The organism is Micromonospora sp. CPCC 205561 (genome assembly GCF_036906775.1).
In the GTDB taxonomy this organism is placed as follows: domain Bacteria; phylum Actinomycetota; class Actinomycetes; order Mycobacteriales; family Micromonosporaceae; genus Micromonospora.
Genome location: NZ_JBAKHV010000018.1, coordinates 33,691 through 59,189, shown reverse-complemented (window position 1 = coordinate 59,189; position 25,499 = coordinate 33,691). Strand labels below are relative to the sequence as shown.

The following is a 25,499-nucleotide window of genomic DNA, read 5'->3' as shown; positions in this document are numbered from 1 at the left end:
CCGCCCCGGGTCAGTCGAAGAAGCGGGCCAGGTGGGCGGGGGTGGGGCCGTCCGCTCCCGGGGCCAGCGGGGTGAGGTCGGCGAAGATCGAGGCACCGTCGCAGCCGACGTGCAGCGGGTTCCAGCGCGGGGTGCCCGGCGGGCGCTTGAGGCAGATCCCCTTGATTGTCTGCACGTCGAGCAGCCGGACGTGCGTCGGGTCGGCGACGGCGTTCACGTGCCGCCACCACGGGCTCATCACGTGCAGCACGCCGCCCGGCCGGAGCACCCGGTGGCACTCGTCGACCAGCGGCAGGAAGTCGAACAGGTGCTCCAGGATGTGCACCGCGAAGAGGACGTCCACCGAGTCGTCGGCCAGCGGCAGCGCGCCGGAGAGGTCCGCCACCGCGTCCACCCCCGGGGCCGGGAAGAGGTCCAGCCCCAGGTTGCCCGGCCACTGCTTGGTGTCGCCGCAGCCCAGATCGACCACCACCGGGTCGCGCCCGCCGACGCGTACCCGGCACCAGACGCCGAGCACCCCGGCGAGGCGGCCCAACCGGTCCCGTACCAGGCGCAGCTCGGAATCCCGCGCGACCTCGCCGCCGAGGTGGGCGACCCCCCGGTCGAAACGCACCTCGACCGCCAGATCGCGCAGCCGGTCGTCGTGGCGGGCCTGGTCCGACCACGACTCGGCGAGGAACTCGTCGACCGCCCGCAGCCGCTCGGCCGAGGGCGGGTTCTGTGCCAGCGCGACCATCCGGCCCACCTCCCGCCGGCCGTTACCCGCATCCCCGCGGGGTATGCCCGGCGCGGGGCCGGACGCGGTCAGCCGCTGATGGTCCGCCGCGGACGCCCGCCGCCGCGCATCCGCTGCCGGGGCGGCGGGACGGCCGCCTTCGGCCGCTTGAGGTGGTAGCGGTGCAGCTCGTTGTTGCCGGGCAGGGACGGGTCCTCGCTCATCGCGACCAGCTCCCAGCCCTGGTCGCCGGCCCGGTTCAGGTGGGCCAGGGCGGTGTCGCCGTAGGGCGTCACGTCGACCATCGAGCCGTCCGGGCCGTACCAGACGAAGACGACCTCCCAACCGATGTCGTTGGTGGCCGCCTGGCGGCGGCGGACCAGCAGCGCGTACTCCCACTTGAGCATGGGGCCATTCTCACCCGCGGCGGGCGGGTCGGCACGGATCAATCCTCGGCGATCCGCCCGGCCGCCACCCGTAGCCGCCGGTTGGTGGTCACGGCGTCGAGCATCCGCCGGTCGTGGGTGACCAGCAGCAGCGTGCCCGGGTAGCTCGCCAGCGCCGACTCCAGCTGTTCGATGGCCGGCAGGTCCAGGTGGTTCGTCGGCTCGTCCAGCACCAGCAGGTTGACGCCGCGCCCCTGGAGCAGCGCCAGCGCCGCCCGGGTCCGCTCGCCCGGCGACAACGTCGCCGCCGGGCGCAGCACGTGCCCGGCGCGCAGGCCGAACTTGGCCAGCAGCGTCCGCGCGTCCGCCGGTGACAGCCGCGGTACGGCGGCACCGAAGGCGTCGATCAGCGGCACGTCGCCGAGGAACAGCCCCCGGGCCTGGTCCACCTCGCCGACCACCACGCCCGGGCCCAGCGCGGCATGCCCGGAGTCCAGGGGGAGCCGGCCCAGCAGGGCGGCGAGCAGGGTGGACTTTCCGGAGCCGTTCGCCCCGGTCACCGCCACCTTGTCGGCCCAGTCGATCTGGAGGGTCACCGGGCCGAGGGTGAAGTCGCCCCGGCGTACGACGGCGTCGCGCAGCGAGGCCACCACCGCGCCGGCGCGGGGCGCGGCGGCGATCTCCATCCGCAGCTCCCACTCCTTGCGGGGCTCCTCGACCACGTCCAGCCGCTCGATCAGCCGCTCCGTCTGCTTCGCCTTGGCCGCCTGCTTCTCGGTCGCCTCCGCCCGGAACTTGCGGCCGATCTTGTCGTTGTCGGTGGCCTTGCGGCGGGCGTTCTTGACGCCCTTCTCCATCCAGGCCCGCTGGGTACGGGCGCGCGCCTCCAGCCCGGCCCGGGTGTCGGCGTACTCGTCGTACTCCTCGCGGGCGTGCCGGCGGGCCACCTCGCGCTCCTCCAGGTAGCCCGCGTAGCCGCCGCCGTAGTGCCGGATCTGCTGCTGGTGCAGGTCCAGCTCCAGCACCCGGGTCACCGTGCGGGCGAGGAACTCCCGGTCGTGGCTGACCAGCACCGTGCCGGCGCGCAGCCCGGTGACGAAGTCCTCCAGCCGCTCCAGGCCGGCCAGGTCCAGGTCGTTGGTCGGCTCGTCGAGCAGGAAGACGTCGTAGCGGCTGAGCAGCAGCGAGGCCAGCCCGGCCCGGGCCGCCTGGCCGCCGGAGAGGCCGGTCATCGGGTGGTCCAGGTCCACCGCGAGGCCCAGCTCGGCGGCCACCTGCCCGGCCCGTTCCTCCAGGTCCGCGCCGCCGAGGGCGAGCCAGCGCTCCAGCGCCTCGGAGTAGGCGTCGTCGGCGCCGGGCGCGCCGTCGGTGAGCGCCGTGGTCGCCGCGTCGAGCGCGGCCTGCGCGGCGGTGACGCCGGTGCGCCGGGCCAGGAAGTCCCGGACGGCCTCGCCGGGGCGCCGCTCGGGCTCCTGCGGCAGGTGCCCGACGCTCGCCGTGGGCGGGCTGAGCGTCACGCTGCCGGCCTCGACCGGCAGCGACCCGGCGAGGGTACGCAGCAGCGTCGACTTGCCCGCCCCGTTCGGCCCGACCAGTCCCACCACGTCCCCCGGGGCGACCACCAGGTCCAGCCCCGCGAACAGCGCCCGGTCCCCGTGCCCCGCGGCCAGCCCCTTCACGATCAACGTCGCACTCATCAACGCGCACCCTATCCGCCCCCACCCCCGCCCCCGCCCTCCGCCGTCCCCCGCGATCTTGCAGTTCGCGCCCGGGCAGATGGGATGAATGCCGCGGAGGCGGGGCCGAAGGTGCAAGATCGCGAACGGGGATCCGGGGGCACGCGGCACACTGCTCAGGTGGTGACGACTCTGGCGATCGACTGTGGCGGCGGCGGGATCAAGGCGTCCGTGCTGGACGGGGCGGGCACGATGCGGGCCCGGCCGCTGCGGGTGCCCACGCCGTACCCCCTGCCGCCGGCGCTCTTCGTCAAGACGCTGCTCGACCTGGGCGGCCGGCTGCCCACGGCGGACCGGCTCACCGTCGGCCTGCCCGGGATGATCCGGCACGGGGTGGTGGTGGCCACCCCGCACTACGTGACCCGCTCCGGCCCCCGCTCGAAGGTCGACCCGGACCTGGTCGGGCAGTGGTCCGGGTACGACGCGCGGACCGCGCTCGCCGAGGCGTTCGGGGTGCCGGCGCTGGTGCTCAACGACGCCGAGGTGCACGGGGCCGGGGTGGTGGCCGGGACCGGCTGCGAGCTGGTGCTGACCCTCGGCACCGGGCTGGGCAGCGCGCTCTTCGACGGCGGGGTGCTCGCACCGCACCTGGAGCTGTCGCACGCCCCGGTGCGCTGGGGCACCACCTACGACACGTACGTCGGCGAGCCGGAGCGGCGGCGGCTCGGCGACGCGTTCTGGTCCCGCCGGATCCGGCAGGTCGTGGACGGGCTGCGGCCGGTGTTCCGCTGGGACCGGCTCTACCTCGGCGGAGGCAACTCGCGGCTGATCCGCCCCGAACAGCTCGCGCGGATGGGCGACGACGTGGTGGTGGTGCCGAACACCGCCGGCATCGTCGGCGGCGTCCGCGCCTGGGAGCTGGCCGCCGGCCGGCACGACGCCTCCGCCTGACCCCGCGCGATTCCCGGCCGGGAACAGTCGCGGTACGGCGGGTGTTGTGCCAGCGTCGGTGAAGTGGCGACGGGACACGAGGGGGTGGGTCGAATGGATCTTCTGGCCGAGTACCGGCGGGCGACCATGTTCTTCGAGGCCGGAGACCCGAACGGAGCGGCCCGGCTGCTGGAGCCGATCGTCGAGGCCGAGCCCGGCAACGCCTCGGTACGGCAGCTGCTGGCCCGGGCGTACTTCCAGTCGGCCCAGCTCAACCGGGCCGAGGCGCAGCTGCGGGAGCTGATCGACCGGGACCCCGCCGACCACTACGCCCACCACGTGCTGGGCCGGACGTTGGAGCGGCTGAACCGGCACGCCGACGCGCTGCGGCACCTGCGTATCGCGGCGGCCATGCACAGCGGCAACGACGACTACCGCACCGCCCTGGACCGGGTGCGGACCCGGGTGGAGGGTGGTCGCTGACGGCACCCGGACACGCGGCGGGCGGGGCAGCTCTGTCGAGCCGCCCCGCCCGCCGCGTGTCCGCCGCCGGAGCGCGCGACGCGGGCCGTCGGGGGTGATCAGGACCCCATGGACCCTAAAACTGCCGCGTGACGTCCATGGCGTCCTGATCACCGGGGCGCACGTGCGGTGCCGTCGCAGGACGGCCCCGGCCGCGCGTTCGCGCGCGGCCGTGAGCCCGCGTTCCCGCGGGCGCGGCGTGGCTGGGCGGGCGCGTCCCGGCCGGGCGGGCGCGCGGGGGCGGGCGGCCTACCATCGGCGTCATGGGACGTGAGCCGCCGGCGGGTGCGCGATGAAGCTGAAGCTGGACCTGCACGAGATCTTCAACAAGGGCCAGGACATCGACCGGGCCCTGCGCGGGATCATGGACGAGGCGGTGGCGAAGAAGGCCACCCTCGTCGAGATCATCCCCGGCAAGGGCTCCGGCCAGCTCAAGAAGCGGGTGCTGCGCTTCCTCGACCAGAAGGACGTCAAGCAGCTCTACCACCGCGTCGAGAAGGACTCGAAGAACTTCGGCCGCCTCTTCGTCCACTTCCGGTGGAAGTAGTGACCCAGGACAGAGCTGACGACGACGCGCCGCTCTCGGCGGACGAGCTGCTGGACGTCGTGGACGAGCACGACCGGGTGGTGGGCCGGGCCCGGCGCGGCGACGCGTACGCCCGCAGGCTCCGGCACCGCTGCGCGTTCGTCCTGGTGCGCAACGCGGCGGGGGAGGTCTTCGTGCACCGGCGCACCGAACGGAAGCTGGTCTTCCCGTCGCGGTACGACATGTTCGTCGGCGGGGTGGTCGGCGCGGGCGAGTCGTACGACGAGGCGGCGCGGCGCGAGGCGCGGGAGGAGCTGGGCGTGCCGGGGCTGCCCGACCCCACGCCGCTGTTCACCTTCCTCTACGACGCGCCGGAGCACACCTGGTGGTCGGCAATCTACGAGGTCCGCTGCGACGTGCCGGTCGACCCGCAGGCCACCGAGGTCGCGTGGCACGCCTTCCTCAGCGAGGAGGAGCTGGGCCGGCGGCTCACCGAGTGGGACTGGGTGCCCGACGGCGTGGCGGCGTACCGCCGGCTCCTGGCGTGGCGGCGCGAGGAACCGCGCCCGGAGCGGTAGCGCCGCCGAGGGCGGCGGCGCGGGCCACGGAGGGAACGTCGGGCCCGCGCCGCCGCGCCGGCTACAGCGGGTAGGTGCGGGCCACGGCGAGCATCTCCGAGCTGTGCGAGCCCACGATCCCCACGCCGGGCGGGCGGGGCCGGAAGCCGGGCAGGGCGTCCAGGCCGTCGCTGGCGTCCATCGCGCGCAGCGCCACCGGCCCCGCCTTCGGCGCGACGGTCAGCGTCACCTCGATCCCCTCCGGCGGCGGGGCGTGGAAGACCAGGCCGAAGCCCCAGCGCCCCTCCCGGGCCTCCACCGGCACCGCCCGGCCGGCCACCTCCGCCCGCAGCACCGTCGCCGTCGCCGCGTCCACGTGCAGGGTGGTCAGGCGGACCTGGCGCTGGGGGACGAGCCGCAGGCGCAGGGTGCGCTCGGTGCCGGCGGTCGTCTCCGCGAGCACCTCCAGTTTCGGAGCGGGAAGGTCCGCCGCCTGCGCCGGGCCGGCGCGCAGCTCCGCGTCGCCCAGCCCGGGGAAGTCGGCGACCTCGGTCACCCCGTCGACGTAGCCGTCGGTCCAGGGCTGTGGGTCCTCCTCGTGGCTGAGCCAGCGGGCCTGGCCGGTGCCGGCGTCGAGGGCGTACATCAGGTGGGTGGGCGCGGGGTGCGCGGCGTCGAAGCGGTCGACGGCGAGCCCGACCCCGGCGAGCACCACGGCCGCCAGCGCGGCGGCGACGGCCGGCAGCGCGCCGAGCCGGCGTGCCCGGAGGGCGGCCAGGCCGCGCTGCCCGCCGGCCCGGGGGTGCAGCAGGTCGAGCACCGGCAGCGCGGCCAGGCCGAGCAGCACCGCCACCAGGGCCGCGACGCCGCCCATCGCCATGCCGAGCGCCGGGAAGAGCAGGACGACGGTGGGCAGCAGGATCACCACGGCCACCGCGGCGGCCAGGGTCGACGCGAGCACCGGCCACGGGCCGTCGATTCGCGCGTGCAGCGCGGCCAGCCCGGCCAGCGCGCCGGCCAGGGCCGGCAAGGTGACCAGGTACGCCCCGCCGGGCACCAGCACGGCGAGGAGTACGCCGAGCACGGCCAGCCAGCCCAGCCCGCCGATCGCGAGCGCGGCCGGGCCGACGCGGCGGCGGGTCAGCGCGTACCAGGCGGACAGGACGGCGGCGGCGAGCGCCACCACGGCCAGCCGGTACCAGGTCGGCCGGTACGGGTCGAGCAGCTCGGCGTAGCCGGGGCGCAGCGCGGTGATCCCCGCCCAGAGCAGCTGCGCGGCGAGCGGGGCCGCCACGAGGGGCAGCAGCGTCAGCCCGAATCCGACGGCCAGCCGCCGCCCGGTGACGCGACCCCGCCGCCGGGCGAGCCAGCCGAGAGCCGCCACGGCGGCGAGCGCGAGCAGCGCCAACGGCAGGACCAGCCAGCCGGGGTAGCGGACCAGCCCGCCCGGGACCGGGAAGTAGGTGGCGTCGTGGCCGGCGTCGAGCGCGGTCAGGTCGACCCGGCCGAACTCGCGGGCGAGGCCGAGAGCGTTGTCGCCGTGGTGCTGGAGGCTGGCCCGGTCCACGGCGGCCGGGGTGTCCAGCGGGGTGTGGTAGATCGCCGCGCCGTCGATGTATGCCGAGTTCAGCCCGACGAAGTCCGCGTCGAGGAACGCGGTGAAGTCGGTGTCGTTGGGCAGGGCGCGGTAGATCTCCACGGCGAACGAGGTGCCCACGGGGTGCGGCGCGGCCCGGCCGAACGCGGCCACCAGGGCGGCGTTCTCCCGCGAGGTCTCGAACATGATCACGGGGCCGGTCGAGCCGCGAGCCTCCAGGTTGAGCACCACGCCGCCGTCGGCGGCCAGCGGGTGACCGGACGCGAACGCCGCCGCGCCGCAGAGGCACGCCTCCTCGGCGTCGGTGAGCACGAAGACGATGTCGTTGCGCGGCCGGGGGCCGGTGGCCAGCGCGCGGGCCACCTCCAGGATCGCGGAGGTGCCGGCGGCGTCGTCGTTGCCGCCCGGCCCGGACTGCACGGAGTCGTAGTGCGAGACGAGGAAGACCTTGCCCGTGGGGTCGGTGCCGGGCAGCCGGGCCACCACGTTGCGCACCCGGGCCAGGGTGGTCCCGCCGGCCGCCCCGCTGAGCTGGCCGGCCTCGGGCGCGACGGTGTCCTGCACCTCGGTCTCCAGGCCGAGGCCGCGCAGCGTTCCCTCGACGTGCGCCCGGACCTGGTCGTTGGCGGGGCTGCCGGCCACGTGCGTCCGGGCGGCGACCACCTCGACGTGCTCGTACGCCCGGGTGGCGCTGAACTCGCCCGGCGGCGCGTCCGCCGGGCGCGGTGCCGGGGTGCGCAGGTCGAGCAGGGTGCCGGCGCCGACGGCGACGAGCGCGACGAGCGCCGCCGCGGCGGCGGCCGCCCGGCGACGTGGCCGGGCCAGCGCGTGGTCGGCGGCGCTGGTGGGGGATGCGCCCACGGGGTTCTCCTGGGGGACGGGACGGGGTGGGCACCCATCCTGCACCCCCGGTGGCCGGCGAGGAGAGTCGCGGGGGCGCCCCGGACGGAGCCGCACCCTTTTTGTCCCTTGCCGTGCAGTGATCCGGCCCATCTCCGCCGCGTCCGCGCCCGCGGTGTTGTGTGGGACCGTTGTCTAATACAGGATCAGCAGGGCACTCGGAAGGAGTCAGACATCACCAGCGACCTCCCGCGTCTCGCGGCGGTGGCCCGGCCGCACCGGGGGACCGGCATGGCTGGCTCCCCTGTCGTGCCGTACCCGCACGGCGGCATGGGGCGGCACCCCAACCTGCCTCCCGGCGAGCGGTTACGGGTGCTGCTGGTCGAGGACGACGAGGGCGACGCCTTCCTGGTCGGTGAGCTGCTCGCCGAGACCAATTCGATGATCGACCTGCTGGTGGCGACCAGCCTCAGCGAGGCGCGGCGGCGGGTGATGGGCGTGGACTGCGTCCTGCTCGACCTCGGCCTGCCCGACGCGCAGGGCCTCGACGGGCTGCGCCAGGTGCTGGAGATGTCCAGCGGCGCCGCGGTCTGCGTGCTGACCGGCCGCACCGACGAGCACCTCGGCATCGTCGCGGTCGCCGAGGGCGCCCAGGACTACCTGGTCAAGGGGCAGGTCGACGGGGTGCTGCTGACCCGGGCGCTGCGCTACGCGGTGGAGCGCAAGCGGGCCGACGAGAACGCCCGCCGGCTGCGCGAGGTCGAGCTGCGCCAGGCCGAGTCCGCGCGCCTCGAACGGGGCCTGCTGCCCCAGCCGCTGATGACCACCGACGTGGTCGCGGTGCACACCTTCTACCGGCCCGGCCGGCACGCCGCCCTGATCGGCGGGGACTTCTTCGACGTGGTGCAGACCCGGCCCGACCGGCTCGACCTGATCGTCGGCGACGTCTGCGGCCACGGCGTCGACGAGGCGGCGCTCGGGGTGGAACTGCGGGTCGCCTGGCGGGCGCTCATCCTGGCCGGCGTCCCCGACGACGAGGTGCTGCCCGCGCTGGAGCAGGTGCTGATGAGCGAGCGCCGGCTCCAGGAGATCTTCGCGACCGTCGCCACCGTGCGGCTGGACCTCGACGCCAACCGGGCCACCGTCCGGTTGGCCGGGCATCCGCCGCCGCTGCTGCTCGCCGGGGGCAAGGTGGTGCCGGTTCCGGCACCCGGCGGCCTGCTGCTCGGCGTACGACCCCGCCGGCCCGTGGCCTACGACCTGGAGTTCGACACCGATGACTGGTCCCTGCTGATGTACACCGACGGCCTGATCGAGGGCCGGGTCGGTGAGGGCGACGAGCGCCTCGACGTGCCCGGCCTCAGCGGTCTGCTCGCCGACCCGGCGACCCTCGCCGTGTCGCTCGCCGAGCTGCCGGCCTGGCTGGTCGGGCGCGCCGAGCAGATCAACGGCGGCCCCCTCGCGGACGACGTCGCCATGCTGCTGGTCAGCCGGGGCGGTGGCCGGTGACGGGCATCCGCGACTGGACCCTGCGCCAGCGCGTCGTCACGCTGCTCACCGTCGTCGCCGTCCTCCTGATCGCCCTGGCGGGTGGCGCGGTGGCCGTGGCGGCGAAGAACCGCGCGCACGTCGACGCGATCCTCGACAAGACCGGCCCGCTCCGGGTGCAGGTGCAGGAGGTGCTGAACGCGCTACTGGACCAGGAGACGGCGGTCCGCGGCTACGCGGTCAGCGGCAACGAGGCCGACCTGGCCCCGTACGAGGCCGGGCGGAAGCGGGAGCAGGACCTGGTCGTCTCGATGCAGCGGCTGCTCGGCGACTACCCGGAGATCCGGCAGGAGCTGAGGGTCGTCGAGGAGCGGGCCGAGGCCTGGCGCCAGGCTGTGGCGGTGCCGGTGATCACCACGACGCAGCGGAGCGGCACCGCCGCCGGGCAGGCGCTCGTCACCGGCGAGGCCCGGGAGCGGTTCGACGAGGTCCGCGCGTCGCTGGACCAGCTCGAGTACGAGATCTTCGAGGCCCGGCAGAAGAGCGCGGAGGACGTCCGGCGGACCAGCAACCTGCTGGTCGTACTGCTGATCGTGGCCGTCGCGGTGGTGGTCGTCGCCGGCAGCATGCTGCTGGTCTCCCTGGACAAGATGGTGATCCGCCCGTTGACCGGGCTCGCCGACCAGATCCGGGAGGTGGCCGAGGGCGACTACCAGCACGGCATCACCGGGTCCGGCCCGCCCGAGTTCCTCCGGCTCGCCGACGACGTGGACGCGATGCGGCGCAAGATCGCCAAGGACCTGACCGAGGTGCGGGAGGCCCGGGAGCGCATCGAGTGGGTCAACAGCCAGCTCCAGAAGCAGGCCGAGGAGCTGACCCGCTCCAACCGCGACCTGGAGCAGTTCGCGTACGTCGCCTCGCACGACCTGCAGGAACCGCTGCGCAAGGTGGCCAGCTTCTGCCAGCTCCTCCAGCGCCGCTACGCCGGGCAGCTGGACGAGCGGGCCGACCAGTACATCGCCTTCGCGGTCGACGGCGCGCAGCGGATGCAGCGCCTGATCAACGACCTGCTCGCCTTCTCCCGGATCGGCCGGCTCACCACCGGCTTCACCGAGGTCGACCTGAACAAGGTCATGGGCGACGTGGCCGGCCAGACCGAGGCCGCCCGGCAGTACGCGGACGCGGAGCTGACCTGGGACGAGCTGCCGGTCATCCGCGGCGAGGAGCCGTTGCTGACCAACCTGCTGGCGAACCTGGTCAGCAACTCGATCAAGTTCCGTCGCCCGGACGTGCCGCCGAAGGTGCACGTCTCGGCCCGCCTCGTGGGCGACGAGTGGGAGATCAGCTGCCAGGACAACGGCATCGGGATCGAGCCGGAGTTCGCCGACAAGATCTTCGTCATCTTCCAGCGGCTGCACGCCAAGGACGCGTACCCGGGCACCGGGATCGGCCTGGCCATCGTCAAGAAGATCGCGGAGTACCACGGCGGACGGGTCTGGGTGGACACCGACACCGAGGTGGGCACGGCTATCCGCTTCACCCTCCCGGCGCTGCCCGAGGACGTCGAGGCGGCGGCCGCGGCGGCCGACGAGCCGGCGCCCGGGCCGGACGCGGCCGGCGACGGCGGCGAGCCGACCGACGCGGCCGGAACGGACGTCCCGGAGCAGACCGGTGGACGCGCCGACGAGACGGACGCCACGGACGAGCCCGAACGGGCGCCGGCAGGCGGTAGAACGGGTGACATGAGGGAGACGGTGGGATGACCGCGCCGGCGGACGGCAAGAGCCCGATCGAGGTCCTGCTCGTGGAGGACGATCCGGGTGACGTGTTGATGACCCAGGAGGCGTTCGAGGAGCACAAGCTCCGCAACCGGTTGACCGTCGTCTCCGACGGTGCCGAGGCGCTGGCCTACCTGCGGCGCGAGGGCCAGTACGCCGACGTGGTGGCGCCGGACCTGATCCTGCTCGACCTCAACCTGCCCCGCCGAGACGGGCGGGAGGTGCTGGAGGAGATAAAGAAGGACGAGCAGCTCTGCCGGATCCCGGTCGTGGTGCTGACCACCTCCCAGGCCGACGAGGACATCCTGCGCAGCTACCAGCTGCACGCGAACGCGTACGTGACCAAACCGGTGGACTTCGAGCGCTTCATCTCGGTGGTACGGCAGATCGACGAGTTCTTCGTCAGCGTGGTGAAGCTGCCGCCGCGTGGCTGACACCCTCCTCGACGACGTCGCCGGTCTGCTGCGCGAGACCGCCGACCAGGTCGTGCTGCCGCTGTTCCGCAAGCTCGACGACGCCGACATCAGCGAGAAGGCACCGGGTGAGCTGGTCACCGTCGCCGATCGCCGCGCCGAGGAGATGATCTCGGCGACCCTGCGCCGGATGCGTCCCGGCTCGGTGGTGGTCGGCGAGGAGGCGGTCGCCGACGACCCCGCGCTGCTGGAGCACCTGCGCGGCTCCGGCGACGTCTGGCTGGTCGACCCGGTCGACGGCACCTCGAACTTCGCCGCCGGCCGGCGGCCGTTCGCGCTGATGGTGGCGTTGCTGACCGACGGGGAGCAGGTTGCCGCGTGGGTGCTCGACCCGCTCGCCGGGACGCTGGCCGTCGCGCGCGAGGGCGAGGGGAGCTGGCTCGACGGGCGGCCGGTGCGCACGGACGAGGCCGTGCCGGCGCTCGACACGCTGCGCGGCGCCGCGATGACCCGCTTCCTGCCGCCGGAGTCGAGGGCGCGGGCCGAGGCGGGCGGCGAGCGGCTCGGCGAGGTGCTCCCCGGCCAGCACTGCGCCGGCCGGGAATACCTGGACGTGCTGACCGGCGACCAGCAGTTCGTGCTCTTCTGGCGCACCCTGCCGTGGGACCACGCCCCGGGCACCCTGCTGGTGCGCGCGGCCGGCGGGACCGCCCGGCGCTTCGACGGCGCCGACTACCGCCCGGCCGACGACGGCCACGGCCTGCTGGTCGCCGCGAACGACGAGGTCTGGGCGGAGGTACGCGAGGCGCTGCTCGGCGCCGGGTGACGTCGGGGCGACACCGCGTCGAGGTTCTGCCGCCCGGGGGTTCGCGGGCCCGGGCGGGAGCGCCCGATCCGGTATCCTGACCGCCGGTCTCCGCCAGCAGGCCGCCGATGGGCGCCGGCGGAGGCCGCCGCCGCGCGGTGCTCTCGCCTCGGGGCCGGCGGCCGACGGAAGGATGCCTTCGTGCCCAGGACCGTGCCCGTCGGGCGGCGTGGCCGCCCGCTGATCACCCTGCCGGCCGGGCGTGGCCGCCCGCTGATCACCCTGCCGGCCGGGCGTGGCCGCCCGCTGATCACCCTGCTCATGGCCGTGACGCTGCTCCTGGTCGGCGGCGCGGTGCCCGCGTACGCCGAGCCCAACGAGGGCGGCACGAAGAAGCTCCGCGACGCGCTGGAGGCCACCGCCAAGGCGCACATCGAGGCCAAGGGGAAGCTGGACAACTCCAAGCGCCGGCAGAAGCAGCTGGTCGGGGAGCTGGCCACCGTGGAGGGCCGCCTGGGCGAGCTGACCGCCCGGGTCGGCGAGGTGGCCGCCCAGTCCTACCGGCTGGGCCGACTGACGCCCGTCTCGATGCTGCTCAACAGCGCCTCGCCGGAGGCGTTCCTGGAGCGGGCGGCCAGCCTCGACCTGATGGCGCAGCGCGACGGCAGGCGGCTGCGCGACCTGACCGAGGCACGCGAGCAGGCCCGGCAGGCCAAGATCGCCATCGACACCGAGGTCCGCGAGCAGCAGAAGCAGCTCGCCGTCATGGCGAAGAAGAAGAAGGAGGCCGAGGCGGCGCTCGCGGCGGTCAGCTCGGGCAGCAGCGGCGGCTTCAGCGGCGCCAGCTCCTCCTCGGCGAAGCCGGCCCCGCGCAACCCGGACGGCTCCTGGCCGTCGGAGTCCTGCTCGGTGAACGACCCGACCACCTCGGGCTGCATCACCCCGCGCACGCTCAACGCCCTCCGGCAGACCCAGAACGCCGGCTACAAGCGGCACGTCTCCTGCTACCGCAGCGGCGGCTCCGGCGAGCACCCCAAGGGCCGGGCCTGCGACTTCTCGGCCGCCGCCGGCGGGTTCGAGGACGAGACCGCCACCGGCGGGGACAAGGCGTACGGGGACAGCCTCGCCGCCTGGCACGTGCGCAACGCCAGCCGGCTCGGCGTGCTCTACGTGATCTGGTACCGGCAGATCTGGCACCCCGGCACCGGCTGGCGGGCGTACGGAGGCAGCGGCAGCCCCGCCGCCGACCACACGAACCACGTTCATCTCTCGATGTACTGACCCGCCGGCCCAGTTTCACTGCGTACCATCGCGCGGGTGAGCTCCCCATCCTCCGACGTCACGGTCCCGCCGGCCCCGCCGGCGGCCACCGGCGCCCGGGCCCTGCCCAACGGCCTCGCCGCGTTCCTGGTCTTCTTCTCCAGCGGCGCCGTCCTGGTGCTGGAGACGGTCGCGCTCCGGCTGGTCGGGCCGTACGTCGGCGTGACCCTCCAGGTGACCAGCTCGGTCATCGGCATCGCCCTGGCGGCCATCGCCTACGGCGCGTGGACGGGCGGCTGGCTGGCCGACCGGCGTGACCCGCGGGGCCTGCTGGCCCCGGCGCTGGTGCTGGCCGGCATCGCCACCGCGGTCACCCTGCCCGTCGTCCGGTACGCCGGCGAGGTGCTGCGCGGCGGGGCGGCCTCGGCCATCCTGCTGCTCGTGGCCCTCGCCGTCTTCGTGCCGGCGGCCCTGCTCGCCGCGGTCACCCCGCTGGTGGTCAAGCTCCAGCTCGCCGACCTGCGGCGCACCGGCCAGGTGGTCGGCCGGCTCTCGGGCATCGGCACGCTGGGCGGGATCACGGCCACCCTGGGCACCGGTTTCGTGCTCGTCGCCGCGCTGCCCAGCACGGTGATCCTGTTCGCGCTTGCGGCCTCGCTCGGGCTCACCGGGCTCGGCCTCGGGGTGTGGCTGCGCCGCCAGGCCTCCGCGGGGCTGCCGGGCCGGGCCCGCGCGAGGGCCGCCCTGGCCGTGCTCGGCCTGGTCGGTGCCGGGCTGACCACGGTCGCCCCGAACCCGTGCGACATCGAGACCGCCTACCACTGCGCCAGCGTGGAGGCCGACCCGGGCCGGGGCTCCGGCCGTACCCTGCTGCTCAACTCGGCCCAGCACTCGTACGTGGACCTGGCCGACCCCACCCACCTGGAGTACGCGTACACCCGGTGGATCGGGGCGGTGGCCGACGTGGTCGCACCGAAGGGGCGGCGGCTCGACGCGCTGCACCTGGGCGGCGGCGGGTTCACCGTGCCCCGCTACCTGACCGCCACCCGCCCGGGCACCGACAACGTCGTGTTCGAGATCGACGGCGGGCTGGTGGAGCTGGGCGAGCGGCAGCTCGGCGTACGCCAGGGGCCGGACCTGCGGGCGGTGGTGGGTGACGCCCGGATGCTGGTCGCCGGGGAGGCCACCGACAGCCGCGACCTGGTGGTCGGCGACGCGTTCGGGCACCTGGTGGTGCCGTGGCACCTGGCCACCCGGGAGATGGCCGCCGAGGTCCGCCGGGTGACCCGGCCGGGCGGCGTCTACGTGCAGAACGTCATCGACTACCCGCCGCTGCGCTTCATCCGCAGCGAGCTGGCCACCGTCGCCGCCGAGTTCCGGCACGTCGCGCTGATCGCCCCGCCGGCGGCGCTCGCCGGGCAGGAGGGCTCGAACTTCCTCATCGTCGCCTCCGACGCCCCGCTGCCGGCGGCGGCGGTCCGCGCCCGGCTCACCGAGCTGCGCGAGGGGGCCAGCCTGCTCGTCGGCGCCGACCTCACGGCTTTCGTGGGCGAGGCGCTGGTGCTGACCGACGACTACGCCCCGGTGGACCAGCTCCTCGCGACCGCCTGATCGGACGACACCGGTGACCGATTCCGACCGTCGAGGTGTAGCCGGGGTCGTCCGGGGCAACAAGGACCTTCATGGGTGGACCGATCCGGGACGGCGCACAACTGCTGGGTGAGCGGTACCGGCTGATCGAACAGCTGGGGGCGGGCGGAATGTCCGTGGTCTGGCGCGGCTACGACGAGGTGCTCGGCCGCCAGGTGGCGGTCAAGGTGCTCGCGTCCCGGCTGGCCAGCGACCGCGCGTTCCGGCACCGGATCCGGATCGAGGCGCAGGCCGCGGCGCGGCTGTGCCACCCCAACATCACGAACGTCTACGACTACGGCGAGTCCGAGCAGGTCGGCCTGACCGTGCCGTACGTCGTCATGGAGCTGGTCGACGGCGAGTCGCTGACCGGGCGGCTGCGCCGGGGGAGCCTGCCCTGGCGGGAGGCGGTGACGATCGGCGCGGAGGTGACCTCGGCGCTGGCCACCGCGCACGCCCGGGGGGTGGTGCACCGCGACGTCACGCCCGGCAACGTGATGCTCACCGCCAACGGGGTGAAGGTGGTCGACTTCGGCATCTCGGCGCTGGTGGGGGAGAAGGAGAAGGGGCCGGACGGGGCGCTGCTCGGCACGCCCGCGTACCTCGCCCCGGAGCGGCTCGACAACGGCCAGGTCTCGCCGGCCACCGACGTCTACGCGGTGGGGCTGCTGCTCTACCGGATGCTCACCGGCCGGCTGCCCTGGCAGGCGAGCACCACCACCCAGATGCTGCGCGCGCACATGTACAGCGACCCGGAGCCGATGCCGCCGCTGCCGGGGCTGCCCGACGAGGTCCGCGAGCTGGTGGGCCGCTGCCTGGCGAAGAGCCCCGGCGACCGGCCGGGCACCCCCGAGGTCGCCCGCACCCTCGCCGAGGCGGCCGGCATGCTGGCCGCGGTCCCGGTCTCCCCGGCGGCGGGGCCCGGGGACGCGGTCGCGCTGGCCGCCGCCGGCACCACGATCCTGCCCTGGTCCGCGGCCACGGACGCGCTGCCGTTCTCGGGCACCCGCCGACGGCGCGCGGTGACGCGGCGTCGGCGGATCGAGGCGGGGGTGGCCGCCGCCGGACTGGTGGCGGTGACCGCGGCGATGTGGGGGGTCACCTCGCACAGCCCCGCAACCGGCGGCGTCGAACAGCCGACGGAGGCGCGGATGGGCGCGGGCGACCCGACGTCCTGCCGGGTCGCGTACACCCTGCGCAAGGACTCCGGCCGGGACTGGGCCGCCGAGCTGACGCTGACCAACACCGGCGCGCGGGAGCTGCGCGACTGGCGGATGAGCTTCACCTTCCCCGGCCAGCAGACCGTGACGCAGGCGACGCCCGTGCCGGCGCGGCAGCAGGGGCGGACGGTGCTCGTGGAGCCGGCCGCGCAGCGTACCGCGCTCGCCCCCGGCGCGTCGGAGAAGCTCAGCCTGGCCGGCCGGCACCCGGGCGCCAACCCCCTGCCGGTGGAGTTCCGGGTGGGCGACGAGACCTGCGCGGTGCAGGTCTCCGGGGTGTCCGGTACGGCGCCGAGCACCGCGCCCACCAAGGCGCCCGCCACCAAGACACCGGACACGGGGGCGCCGGTGACCAAGTCCTCGACGAAGAGGACCGGGACCTCCGCCGGCAGTTCCGGCGGCGGCTCCGCGGGATCCAAGGCCAAGTCCGACAACTCCGGCAAGGGGAAAGGGTCGGGTGGTGGAAAAAAAGTAAGCCAGGAAAGGGAAAGGGACGAGGACGATGATGACGACGGCGGCGACGACGACGACTGAGCCCGCCGGGGTCAGCTGAGCGCCGCGAACCGCTGCACCTGCTCGATGTCCCCCTCGACGATGAGCATGCTGCCGGGGGCGATCACGGTGGCGTCGGTGGCGTACCGGAAGCGTTCGCCGGGCAGCTTCACACCCACGATCCGCACCCCGTAGCGCTCGGTGGGCGTCAGCTCCGCGAGCGGGTGCCCGGCCATCGCGTCGGGAGCGCACACCTTGGCGATGGCGAAGTCGTCGCCGAACTCGATGAAGTCGAGCATCCTGCTGACGATCAGGTGGGCCACCCGCTCCCCGGTTTCCGCCTCGGGAAAGATCACGTGGTGGGCGCCGACCGAGTGCAGGATCTGGGCGTGCTTCGTCGAGGTGGCCCGGGCCCAGACCTGCGGCACGCCCAGCTCGGTGAGGGCCAGCACCGTCAGCACGCTCGCCTCCAGCGAGGCGCCGATGGCGACCACCACCCGGTCGAAGTCCGCCACGCCCAGCTGGCGCAACGAGCCCTCCTCCGTGGCGTCGGCCTGCACGACGCGGTCGAGCTGGGCCGACCACCGCTGCACCTGGGCCGGGTTGCGGTCGATCGCCAGCACCTCGTGGTCGAGGCCGCCCAGCGCGCCGGCCAGGTGGCAACCGAACCGGCCCAGCCCGATCACGACGATGCCGCCGCCCGTCTTCCTAGCCGACAATGGGTTGCTCCTCCGGGTAGCGGTACAGGCGCCGGCGGGTGTTCAGGGCGAGCGCCGACCCGAGGGTCAGCGGGCCGATCCGGCCGACGAACATGAGGACGATGAGGGCGAGCTGGCCGCTCTCCGGCAGGTCGGCGGCGACCCCGACGCTGAGGCCGGTGGTGGTGAGCGCCGAGGTGACCTCGAACAGCGCCGCGTAGAGGGGCACCCCCTCGGTGAGCAGGATCAGCAGCACCGTGCCGCAGGCCGCCAGCGCGACGCTGAGCAGGGCGACGGTGATCGCCTGCCGCTGGCTGGCGGTGGCCACCCGGCGGTGCCCGACCGTCACGTCCGGCTCGCCCCGCAGCTCCGCCCGGATGACGAAGGCGAGCAGGAAGAAGGTGGTCACCTTGATCCCGCCGGCCGTGCTCGCGCTGCCGCCGCCGATGAACATCAACGCGATGACCAGCGGATAGCTCTCATATTCCAGCTCTTCGACGTCGAGGACGTTGAACCCGCCGGTGCGGATGAACGCGTCCTGGGCGAACGCCACGAGGAGCTTGTCCGGCCAGGCGTAGCTGCCCAGGGTGCGCGGGTTGGCCCACTCGATGGCGAGCAGGCCCAGGAAGCCCACCACCAGCAGCGTCAGGCTGCCCCAGACCGTCAGCTTGGTGGCGACCGCCCACCGGGAGGGCCTGCGCCACTCCCGCGCCGCCTCGAACAGCGCCGGGAAGCCGAGCCCGCCGACGATGGTGCCGATCGCCAGCGGCACCGTGACCCACGCGTCGGTGGAGAAGCCGACCAGGTTGTCGGTGTAGAGCGCGAAGCCGCCGTTGTTGAAGGCCTGGACCGCGTGGAAGACGCCGCTCCAGAGCGCCCGGCCGAACGGATAGTCGTAGGTGAGCCAGAGCCGGGCCGTCAGGACGGCGGTCATCACCGCCTCGCAGACCAGCGCGAGGCCCGCGATGCGCAGCAGCAGCCGGCGTACGTCGCCGATGCCGAACTCGGCGGTCTCGGCCTGCACCAGCAGCCGGCTGCGCAGCCCCAGCCGGCGGGCCACCACGAGGATCACCAGGGTCGCGCCGGTCACGATGCCGAGGCCGCCGACCTGGGTCAGCACGGTGATCATCGCGAGCCCGAACCCGTTCCAGTAGTTCGGGGTGTCCACCACCGCCATACCGGTCACGGAGACCGCCGAGGTCGCGGTGAAGAGGGCGGTCAGGAACGGGGTGTACCGGTACTCGCCGGTGGCCCAGGGCAGCATCAGCAGCCCGGTCCCGAGCAGGATCGTCACCAGGAAACCGAACGGCACGAGCCGTACGGGGTGACGAAGAAGCCGGCGCACCAGACAATCTTCCTTTTCTGCCACGTTCCGGGTGTGGAAACGGGCATCCCGAGGGTTCACCCGCCGGCCAGGCGCCGACCAACTCGCCGTCAACCCGGGCCTGTCTGCTGAGGCGGATTCCTCGACGAACAAGGAGACGGCGTTGCGACGTACCCTTTCCGCCCTGGCGCTGGCCGGCACCCTGCTCGCGGCCGCCGTGGCCGTGCCGACGGTGACCGCCTCGGCCGCCCCGACGCCCGCCGCGGAGCGCGCCCGGCCGACGGACCGCCCCCTCGTGATCGCCCACCGGGGCGCGAGCGGCTACCGGCCCGAGCACACCCTGGAGGCCTACCGGCTGGCGATCCGACAGGGGGCCGACTTCATCGAGCCGGACCTGGTCGCCACCCGCGACGGCGCGCTGGTCGCCCGGCACGAGAACGAGATCAGCGGTACGACCGACGTGGCGGCCCGCCCCGAGTTCGCCGGCCGTCGGGCCACGAAGACCATCGACGGGGTCGCGGTCACCGGCTGGTTCACGGAGGACTTCACCCTCGCGGAGCTGAAGACGCTGCGGGCCAAGGAACGGCTGCCCCAGGTGCGCGTCGCCAACACCGCCTTCGACGGCCGCTTCCAGGTGCCCACCCTCCAGGAGGTCATCGACCTGGCCCGCGCCGAGGGACGGACCCGGGGGCGGACGATCGGGGTCTACCCGGAGACCAAGCACCCGACCTACTTCGCCTCCATCGGTCTGCCGCTGGAGGAGCCGCTGGTCGAGGTGCTGCGACGCAACCGGCTGACCCACCGGAACTCGCCGGTGATCATCCAGTCCTTCGAGACGGCGAACCTGCGCAGGCTCGACCGGATGACCGACGTCCGGCTCGCGCAGCTGCTCGACGCCACCGGCCGCCCGTACGACTTCACCGTCGCCGGTGACACCCGCACCTACCGGGACCTGGCGCAGCCGGCCGGCCTGAAGTGGATCGCCCGGTACGCCGACGGCGTCGGCGCCCACAAGAACCTGATCGTCCCGCGCGACGCGGCCGGCAGGCTGCTCGCCCCGACCACCCTGGTACGCGACGCGCACCGCGAGCGCCTGCTCGTGCACGCCTGGACGTTCCGGGCGGAGAACCAGTTCCTCCCGGCCGACCTGCGCATCGGCACCGACCCGAACGCGCGCGGCGACATCCAGGCCGAGTACGAGCTGTTCCTGAGCCTCGGCCTGGACGGTGTCTTCACCGACCACCCGGACACGGCCGTCGCCGCCCGCGAGGGCCTCGCCCGGCGCTGACCCGGCGCTGACCCGCCCCCGCCGCCCCCGCCGCACCCGCCGGCCCGCCACCCCTCGTCCTGCGGGGGTGGCGGGCCGGCGGTGTCGTGAGCTCCGGTTGACGCCGGCACCGAGGCGGCGGCCCGGTGCCGGTCCTTTCGAGCTGATGTCGCAGACGATTCAGGGCATCGGCCCGGCCGGGGGTTCCCCGGTCGCGGGTGCCGGTGGCGCGCGGCGACACAGAAGCGCTTTCGTCGATGGCCGGCGCGGCCATCGGGGACCTCGGTCGTCACGGTCGCGGGCGCGCCGCTGTAACGCCCGGCCATCCCGCCCCGGTTACTTGTGTGTTTCGCCCACATAGCCCGTGGGTGACGTCACTTCTAGCGTGAGCCGACAAATGAGTTCCCTACCTCCGAGTCCTCACGTGGAGTCGCAATGACGGTCCGGACGACGCGGCGGGTGTTCCTCTCCGCCGCCACGATGATGGCCGCGGCGCTCGCCGCCACGGCCTGTGGCAGCCCGCAGGAAACCGCCTCGGGCGGTGGCGACGGCGCCGCCCCGGTGAAGGTTGGCCTGGTGTACTCCCAGTCGGGAGCCCTCGCCAGCTACGGCAAGCAGTACATCGAGGGCTTCAGGGCCGGCCTGGACTTCGCCACCAAGGGCACCAACAAGGTGGGCGACCGGGCCGTCGAGGTCACCGAGGTGGACGACGCGGGCGACCCGGCGAAGGCGGTCTCCGCGGCGAAGGACCTGATCGGCAAGGGCAACAAGATCATTGCCGGCTCGACGGCCTCCGGCGTCGCCCTCCAGGTCGCCCCGATCGCCGCGCAGAACAAGGTCCTCTTCATCTCCGGGCCGGCCGCCACCGACGCGGTGACCGGAGCGAACAAGTACACGTTCCGGTCCGGACGGCAGTCGTACCAGGACGTGGTCACCGCCAAGTCGTTCATCGGCGACCCGGCCGGCAAGAAGGTCGTGGTCTTCGCCCAGGACGGCGCCTTCGGCGACGCCAACGAGGCGGCCGTGAAGGCCGTCATCGGCGGTGCGGGCGCGACCGTCAGCAGCGTCCGGGCGCCGGCCAGTGCCACCGAGTTCACCCCGTTCGCCAGCCAGATCAAGTCCGCCAAGCCGGACCTGCTCTTCGTCGCCTGGGCCGGCACCACCGCCCCCGCGATGTGGCAGACGCTCGACCAGCAGGGCGTGCTCTCCTCCACCACGGTCGTCACCGGCCTGGACATCCGTGCCTCGTGGCCGACCTTCGGCGCCGCCGGCAGCAAGATCTCCTTCCTGTCGCACTACTTCGACGGGGCCTCCGACAACGAGGCCGTGAAGGCGCTGAAGGCCAAGGTCGGCACCGCCGACCTGTTCCACCCGGACGGCTTCGCCGCCGCACAGATGGTCGTCCGCGCCATCTCCGAGGGCGGCGACGACGTCGAGAAGATGGTCACGGCGCTGGAGGGCTGGAGCTTCGACGGGGTCAAGGGCAAGATGACCATCCGCGCCGAGGACCACGCGCTGCTCCAGCCGATGTTCCAGGCCAAGCTCTCCGGCAGCGGCACCGCGTTCACGGCCACCGCCCAGAAGGCGCTCACCGGGGACGAGTCCGCGCCGCCGGCCGTGGCGATGAAGGGCTGACATCAGATGCTCGCCACCCGCGGTCTGACCTGGCGGATCGGTGAGGTCGCCATCGTCGACAGCGTCTACCTCGATCTGGCGCCCGGGGAGTTCCTCGGCGTCATCGGGCCCAACGGCGCCGGCAAGACCTCGCTGTTCAACCTGATCACCGGCATCCGCCGGGCCACGGAAGGTCGGATCACCCTCGACGGGGAGGAGATCGGCTCCCTCCCGCCGCACCGGCGCGCCCGCCTCGGGCTCGGCCGTACCTTCCAGGCGTCCTCGGTCTTCGGTTCGCTCACCGTGCGGGAGAACGTCCGGCTCGCCGTGCAGGCGCACCGCGGGGGCTCGATGAAGCTGTGGCGGCGGGCGGCGGCCGACCGGGACGTCGCCGCCGCCGCCGACGCGGCGCTCGACCGGGTCGGCCTCGCCCACCGGGGTACGGCCCTGGCCGGCACCCTGGCCCACGGCGAGAAGCGGAAGCTGGAGATCGCCCTGCTGCTCGCCGGGGAGCCCCGGGTCATGCTGCTCGACGAGCCGATGGCCGGGGTCAGCGCCGAGGACGTGCCGGAGCTGGTCTCCGTGATCCGCTCGCTCACCGGCGACAGCGGCCGGTCGGTGCTGATGGTCGAGCACCACATGGACGTCATCCTGGAACTGGCCGACCGGATCGCCGTGATGCACCACGGCGCGCTGCTGGCCTGCGACACCCCGGAGACGGTGATGGCCAACCCCACCGTGCAAGAGGCCTACCTGGGGGAGTCGCTGTGAGCGCGAGGAATGAGCCGGGTCTGCGAGTCCCGCAGTCGCGAACGAAGGGCGGCTCTGTGAGCGCGAGGAATGAGCCGGGTCTGCGAGTCCCGCAGTCGCGAACGGAAGGCGGCTCGTGATGGAACCCGTTCTCAGCGTGGAGAACCTGTCGGTCCGCATCGCCGGGCTGCACATCCTCCAGGGGGTGTCCTTCACGGTCGCCCCGACCGGCGTCACGGTCCTGCTCGGGCGCAACGGCGTGGGCAAGACGACCACGCTGCGCGCGATCGTCGGCCTCACCCCGCCCGCCGGCGAGGTGCGGGGCGCCGTCCGGATGGGCGCGCAGAGCCTGCTGGCCCGACCCACCCACCGGCTGGTCCGCGGCGGGCTGGGCTACGTGCCGGAGGACCGGTGCGTCTTCGCCGGCCTCACCGTCGCGGAGAACCTCCGGCTCGCCGAGCGGCGCGGCAGCAGCCCGGCGTACGACAAGGTCTTCGCGCTCTTCCCGGAGCTGGACCGGCGCGGACGGCAACGGGCCGGCTCGCTCTCCGGCGGGCAGCAGCAGATGCTCGCGATCGGCCGGGTGCTGCTCAACGACAACCGGCTGCTGCTGGTGGACGAGCCGACCAAGGGGCTCGCGCCCAAGGTGGTGACCGAGGTGGCCGAGGTGCTGGAGCGGGTCGCCGAGTCCGTGCCGGTGCTGCTGGTCGAGCAGAACCTGGCCGTGGTCCGGCGGCTCGCCCGGGACGCGGTCGTGCTGGCCGCCGGGCGGGTCGCCTGGACCGGCGACGCGCAGGAACTGCTGCTGGAGACCGCCCTGACCAGGTCGCTGCTGGGCGTGGGCTCGGCGGAGGGGCACGCGCCGGTGCCGAAGAGTGAGCTCGCGGGCCCCGCGGGCGTGAGGAAGGACCGGCACTGATGGACACCGTCATCCTGTTGACGCTGACCGGGCTCGGCCTGGCGGCGCTCTACTTCCTGGTCGCCAGCGGTCTCTCCCTGGTCTTCGGCCTGGCGGACGTGCTCAACTTCGCGCACGGCGTCTTCCTCGGCGTGGGCGCCTACGGGACCTGGTGGGCGGCGGGCAACCTGCCCGGTGCCGGGTCGGACGGCTTCGGCTTCGTGGTCTCGGTCGCCTTCGGGGTGGCCGCCGGCACGCTGGTGGCGGTGCTGGTCGAGCTGGTGCTGATCCGCCCGCTCTACTCGCGCACCATCGAGCAGGTGCTGGTCACGGTCGGCCTCTCGCTGGCCGGCGTGGCGCTGCTCCAGGCCACCTGGGGCGCCGACGCCCGGCCGTTCCCGCGCCCCGAGTGGACCAGGCAGGTCACCTCGATCCTCGGCGCGAACGTGCCCAACGGTGGCCTGCTGCTGATCATCGCCGCGGTGCTGGTGCTCGGCGCGATCCTGGCCTTCCTCCGCTGGACCCGCTACGGCCTGGTGATCCGGGCCGGCGTGGAGAACCGGGAGATGGTCACCGCGCTCGGCATCGACGTGCGCAAGGCGTTCACCCTCGTGTTCGCGATCGGTGGGGCGGCCGCGGCGCTGGCCGGCGCGCTCGGCGGCGTCTACTTCGGCACCGTCTCGCCCGGCCAGGGCGGCTCGCTGCTGATCTTCGCGTTCATCGTGGTGGTCATCGGCGGCATGGGCTCGGTGGTCGGGTCCGCGTACGCGGCGGTCGCGGTCGGCCTGACCCAACAGTTCGTCAACTACTACGGCACCTCGGGGCTGGGCGACATCTGCGTGGTCGCGTTGCTGGCCGTGGTGCTGCTGCTGCGCCCGCAGGGCATCGCCGGAAAGGTGGCAACGGCATGACCGAGGTCAAGAGCCCCGAGGTTCCGCCGCCGCCCGCGGCGGTGCCCGACGAGCTGACCCCGGGGCGGGGACGCTGGCACGGGCTGCGCCCGTACCTGCCGCTGGCGGCGCTGGCGGTGGCGCTCATCCTGCCCTACTCCACGCTGCACCTGCCGGGGATCTTCGAGGGGGCGCTGAACTCCCCGGGCACCCTGCAACTGCTCGCCGTCTGCCTGGTCTTCGGCGGCCTGGCCGCCGGGTACGACCTCCTCTTCGGGCGCACCGGGATGCTCTCCTTCGGGCACGCCCTCTACTTCGCCGCCGGCGTCTACGGCACCGACATCCTCGTCACCAAGGCGGGACTGCCGCTGTGGCAGGCGGCGCTGCTCGCCGTCACCGGCGGGACGATCCTCGCCGCGCTGCTCGGCGCGGTGGCGCTGCGTACCGTCGGCATCGCGTTCGCCATGGTGACGCTGGCCTTCGCACAGGTCGGGGCGATCCTGGTGGCCCGCGACTTCGGCGGGCTCACCGGCGGCGAGGAGGGGCTCCCGCTGGACGTCTCCGGGCTGCCCGAGGGGCTGGTCGGGGTCACCAACACCGTCAACCTCTACTGGCTGGCGTTGGCGTACCTGGTGGTGGTGGTCTTCGTGGTGCACCGGGTCTCCGGCTCGCCGACCGGGCGGGTGCTCGCCGGCCTGCGCGACGACGAGCGGCGGATCGGGGTGCTGGGGCTCGACCCGTACCGGTTCAAGCTGGTGGCGTTCACCCTGGCCGGCGGGCTCGCGGCGGCCGGGGGAGTGGTCTACGTACTGATCGTCGGCGGCGCCTCGCCACACATCACCTCCTCGGAGTGGACCCTGGCGCTGCTGGTCATGGTGGTGCTCGGCGGGCCGGGCACCCGATGGGGTCCGGTGATCGGCGGGATCCTCTACATGTACCTGGACCACCGGCTGGTCGCGTTCGGCACGTCCGACGCGGTGGAGGCCCTGCCGGCGTTCCTGAGCAACCCGCTCTCCCAGCCGCTCTTCGTGCTCGGCACGCTCTTCATCCTGGCCGTCTACTTCTTCCCCGGCGGCCTGGCCAGCCTCGCCCCCCGCGTGGCGCTCCTGCGGCACTCCCTGCGCGCCCCGTCGCGCCGCCCCTGACGGCGCGGGCCCGGCCCCGTCGACGACGGTGGTCGGGCCGGCGGCCGGCAGCGGTCGGCCGGGCGCCGGCCGGCGGGGT

General features: G+C 74.0%; 22 protein-coding genes and 1 pseudogene. 17 read left to right on the top strand and 6 right to left on the bottom strand.

Features of this window, described 5'->3' with window-relative positions; genetic code table 11:
* Window positions 1-10: 10 nt before the first annotated feature.
* From V6V16_RS12475 to V6V16_RS12465, 3 genes and pseudogenes are all read right to left on the bottom strand, one after another.
* Window positions 11-736, bottom strand: a complete 726-nt coding sequence (locus V6V16_RS12475) for a methyltransferase domain-containing protein (RefSeq protein ID WP_334562155.1) — start codon at window positions 734-736, stop codon at window positions 11-13.
* Between the two features lie 140 nt (window positions 737-876).
* Window positions 877-1,122, bottom strand: a pseudogene (locus tag V6V16_RS12470) (hypothetical protein); the annotation flags it as partial.
* A gap of 38 nt (window positions 1,123-1,160) precedes the next feature.
* A complete protein-coding gene (locus V6V16_RS12465; protein WP_334562154.1) occupies window positions 1,161-2,798 on the bottom strand; it encodes an ABC-F family ATP-binding cassette domain-containing protein in 1,638 nt (545 codons plus the stop codon).
* 159 nt (window positions 2,799-2,957) lie between these two features.
* Between V6V16_RS12465 and V6V16_RS12460 the strand changes: the two genes are divergently transcribed.
* From V6V16_RS12460 to V6V16_RS12445, 4 genes are all read left to right on the top strand, one after another.
* Complete coding sequence (locus tag V6V16_RS12460; RefSeq protein ID WP_334562153.1) at window positions 2,958-3,728, top strand: ROK family protein; 771 nt, start codon at window positions 2,958-2,960, stop codon at window positions 3,726-3,728.
* A 93-nt stretch (window positions 3,729-3,821) separates the two neighbouring features.
* On the top strand, window positions 3,822-4,190 hold the full coding sequence (locus V6V16_RS12455; protein WP_334562152.1) for a tetratricopeptide repeat protein: 369 nt from the start codon (window positions 3,822-3,824) through the stop codon (window positions 4,188-4,190).
* Between the two features lie 331 nt (window positions 4,191-4,521).
* Window positions 4,522-4,776, top strand: coding sequence for a Smr/MutS family protein (locus tag V6V16_RS12450; RefSeq protein ID WP_007465523.1), 255 nt, complete (start codon window positions 4,522-4,524; stop codon window positions 4,774-4,776).
* Window positions 4,776-5,333 (top strand): NUDIX hydrolase, encoded by a 558-nt coding sequence (locus V6V16_RS12445; protein WP_334562150.1) that lies wholly within the window; start codon window positions 4,776-4,778, stop codon window positions 5,331-5,333. The genes V6V16_RS12450 and V6V16_RS12445 overlap by 1 nt, the downstream gene beginning before the upstream one ends.
* 61 nt (window positions 5,334-5,394) lie before the next feature.
* Here V6V16_RS12445 and V6V16_RS12440 read toward each other — a convergent pair whose 3' ends face one another.
* Complete coding sequence (locus tag V6V16_RS12440) at window positions 5,395-7,770, bottom strand: M28 family peptidase (protein WP_334562149.1); 2,376 nt, start codon at window positions 7,768-7,770, stop codon at window positions 5,395-5,397.
* Window positions 7,771-8,040: 270 nt separating this feature from the next.
* Between V6V16_RS12440 and V6V16_RS12435 the strand changes: the two genes are divergently transcribed.
* From V6V16_RS12435 to V6V16_RS12405, 7 genes are all read left to right on the top strand, one after another.
* On the top strand, window positions 8,041-9,258 hold the full coding sequence (locus V6V16_RS12435; RefSeq protein ID WP_334562148.1) for a PP2C family protein-serine/threonine phosphatase: 1,218 nt from the start codon (window positions 8,041-8,043) through the stop codon (window positions 9,256-9,258).
* A complete protein-coding gene (locus V6V16_RS12430; RefSeq protein WP_334562147.1) occupies window positions 9,255-11,000 on the top strand; it encodes a sensor histidine kinase in 1,746 nt (581 codons plus the stop codon). Before V6V16_RS12435 ends, V6V16_RS12430 begins: the two co-directional genes overlap by 4 nt.
* Complete coding sequence (locus tag V6V16_RS12425; RefSeq protein ID WP_334562146.1) at window positions 10,997-11,449, top strand: response regulator; 453 nt, start codon at window positions 10,997-10,999, stop codon at window positions 11,447-11,449. The genes V6V16_RS12430 and V6V16_RS12425 overlap by 4 nt, the downstream gene beginning before the upstream one ends.
* The gene (locus V6V16_RS12420; protein WP_334562145.1) at window positions 11,442-12,254 is read left to right on the top strand and encodes an inositol monophosphatase family protein; all 813 of its coding nucleotides are present in this window, start codon (window positions 11,442-11,444) and stop codon (window positions 12,252-12,254) included. The genes V6V16_RS12425 and V6V16_RS12420 overlap by 8 nt, the downstream gene beginning before the upstream one ends.
* Window positions 12,255-12,554: 300 nt before the next feature.
* Window positions 12,555-13,514: a coiled-coil domain-containing protein gene (locus V6V16_RS12415; protein WP_334562184.1), complete on the top strand. Its 960-nt coding sequence runs from the start codon at window positions 12,555-12,557 to the stop codon at window positions 13,512-13,514.
* A gap of 36 nt (window positions 13,515-13,550) precedes the next feature.
* Window positions 13,551-15,104 (top strand): fused MFS/spermidine synthase, encoded by a 1,554-nt coding sequence (locus tag V6V16_RS12410; RefSeq protein WP_334562144.1) that lies wholly within the window; start codon window positions 13,551-13,553, stop codon window positions 15,102-15,104.
* A 71-nt stretch (window positions 15,105-15,175) separates the two neighbouring features.
* Window positions 15,176-16,876: a serine/threonine-protein kinase gene (locus tag V6V16_RS12405; RefSeq protein WP_334562143.1), complete on the top strand. Its 1,701-nt coding sequence runs from the start codon at window positions 15,176-15,178 to the stop codon at window positions 16,874-16,876.
* 11 nt (window positions 16,877-16,887) lie between these two features.
* Here the strand turns inward: V6V16_RS12405 and V6V16_RS12400 are convergent, their stop codons facing one another.
* Together V6V16_RS12400 and V6V16_RS12395 are read right to left on the bottom strand one after the other, a co-directional pair.
* On the bottom strand, window positions 16,888-17,553 hold the full coding sequence (locus tag V6V16_RS12400) for a potassium channel family protein (protein WP_334562142.1): 666 nt from the start codon (window positions 17,551-17,553) through the stop codon (window positions 16,888-16,890).
* Complete coding sequence (locus V6V16_RS12395) at window positions 17,543-18,877, bottom strand: TrkH family potassium uptake protein (protein WP_334562141.1); 1,335 nt, start codon at window positions 18,875-18,877, stop codon at window positions 17,543-17,545. The genes V6V16_RS12400 and V6V16_RS12395 overlap by 11 nt, the downstream gene beginning before the upstream one ends.
* 142 nt (window positions 18,878-19,019) lie before the next feature.
* Between V6V16_RS12395 and V6V16_RS12390 the strand changes: the two genes are divergently transcribed.
* From V6V16_RS12390 to V6V16_RS12365, 6 genes are all read left to right on the top strand, one after another.
* On the top strand, window positions 19,020-20,144 hold the full coding sequence (locus V6V16_RS12390; RefSeq protein ID WP_334562140.1) for a glycerophosphodiester phosphodiesterase: 1,125 nt from the start codon (window positions 19,020-19,022) through the stop codon (window positions 20,142-20,144).
* Between the two features lie 414 nt (window positions 20,145-20,558).
* On the top strand, window positions 20,559-21,758 hold the full coding sequence (locus V6V16_RS12385) for a substrate-binding domain-containing protein (protein WP_334562139.1): 1,200 nt from the start codon (window positions 20,559-20,561) through the stop codon (window positions 21,756-21,758).
* Window positions 21,759-21,764: 6 nt separating this feature from the next.
* Window positions 21,765-22,508 carry an ABC transporter ATP-binding protein gene (locus V6V16_RS12380; protein WP_334562138.1) on the top strand — a complete coding sequence of 248 codons (744 nt, stop codon included), beginning with the start codon at window positions 21,765-21,767 and terminating at the stop codon, window positions 22,506-22,508.
* A gap of 118 nt (window positions 22,509-22,626) precedes the next feature.
* Window positions 22,627-23,406: an ABC transporter ATP-binding protein gene (locus V6V16_RS12375; protein WP_334562137.1), complete on the top strand. Its 780-nt coding sequence runs from the start codon at window positions 22,627-22,629 to the stop codon at window positions 23,404-23,406.
* Window positions 23,406-24,296: a branched-chain amino acid ABC transporter permease gene (locus V6V16_RS12370; RefSeq protein WP_334562136.1), complete on the top strand. Its 891-nt coding sequence runs from the start codon at window positions 23,406-23,408 to the stop codon at window positions 24,294-24,296. The genes V6V16_RS12375 and V6V16_RS12370 overlap by 1 nt, the downstream gene beginning before the upstream one ends.
* Window positions 24,293-25,420 carry a branched-chain amino acid ABC transporter permease gene (locus tag V6V16_RS12365; protein ID WP_334562135.1) on the top strand — a complete coding sequence of 376 codons (1,128 nt, stop codon included), beginning with the start codon at window positions 24,293-24,295 and terminating at the stop codon, window positions 25,418-25,420. The genes V6V16_RS12370 and V6V16_RS12365 overlap by 4 nt, the downstream gene beginning before the upstream one ends.
* Window positions 25,421-25,499 lie beyond the last annotated feature (79 nt).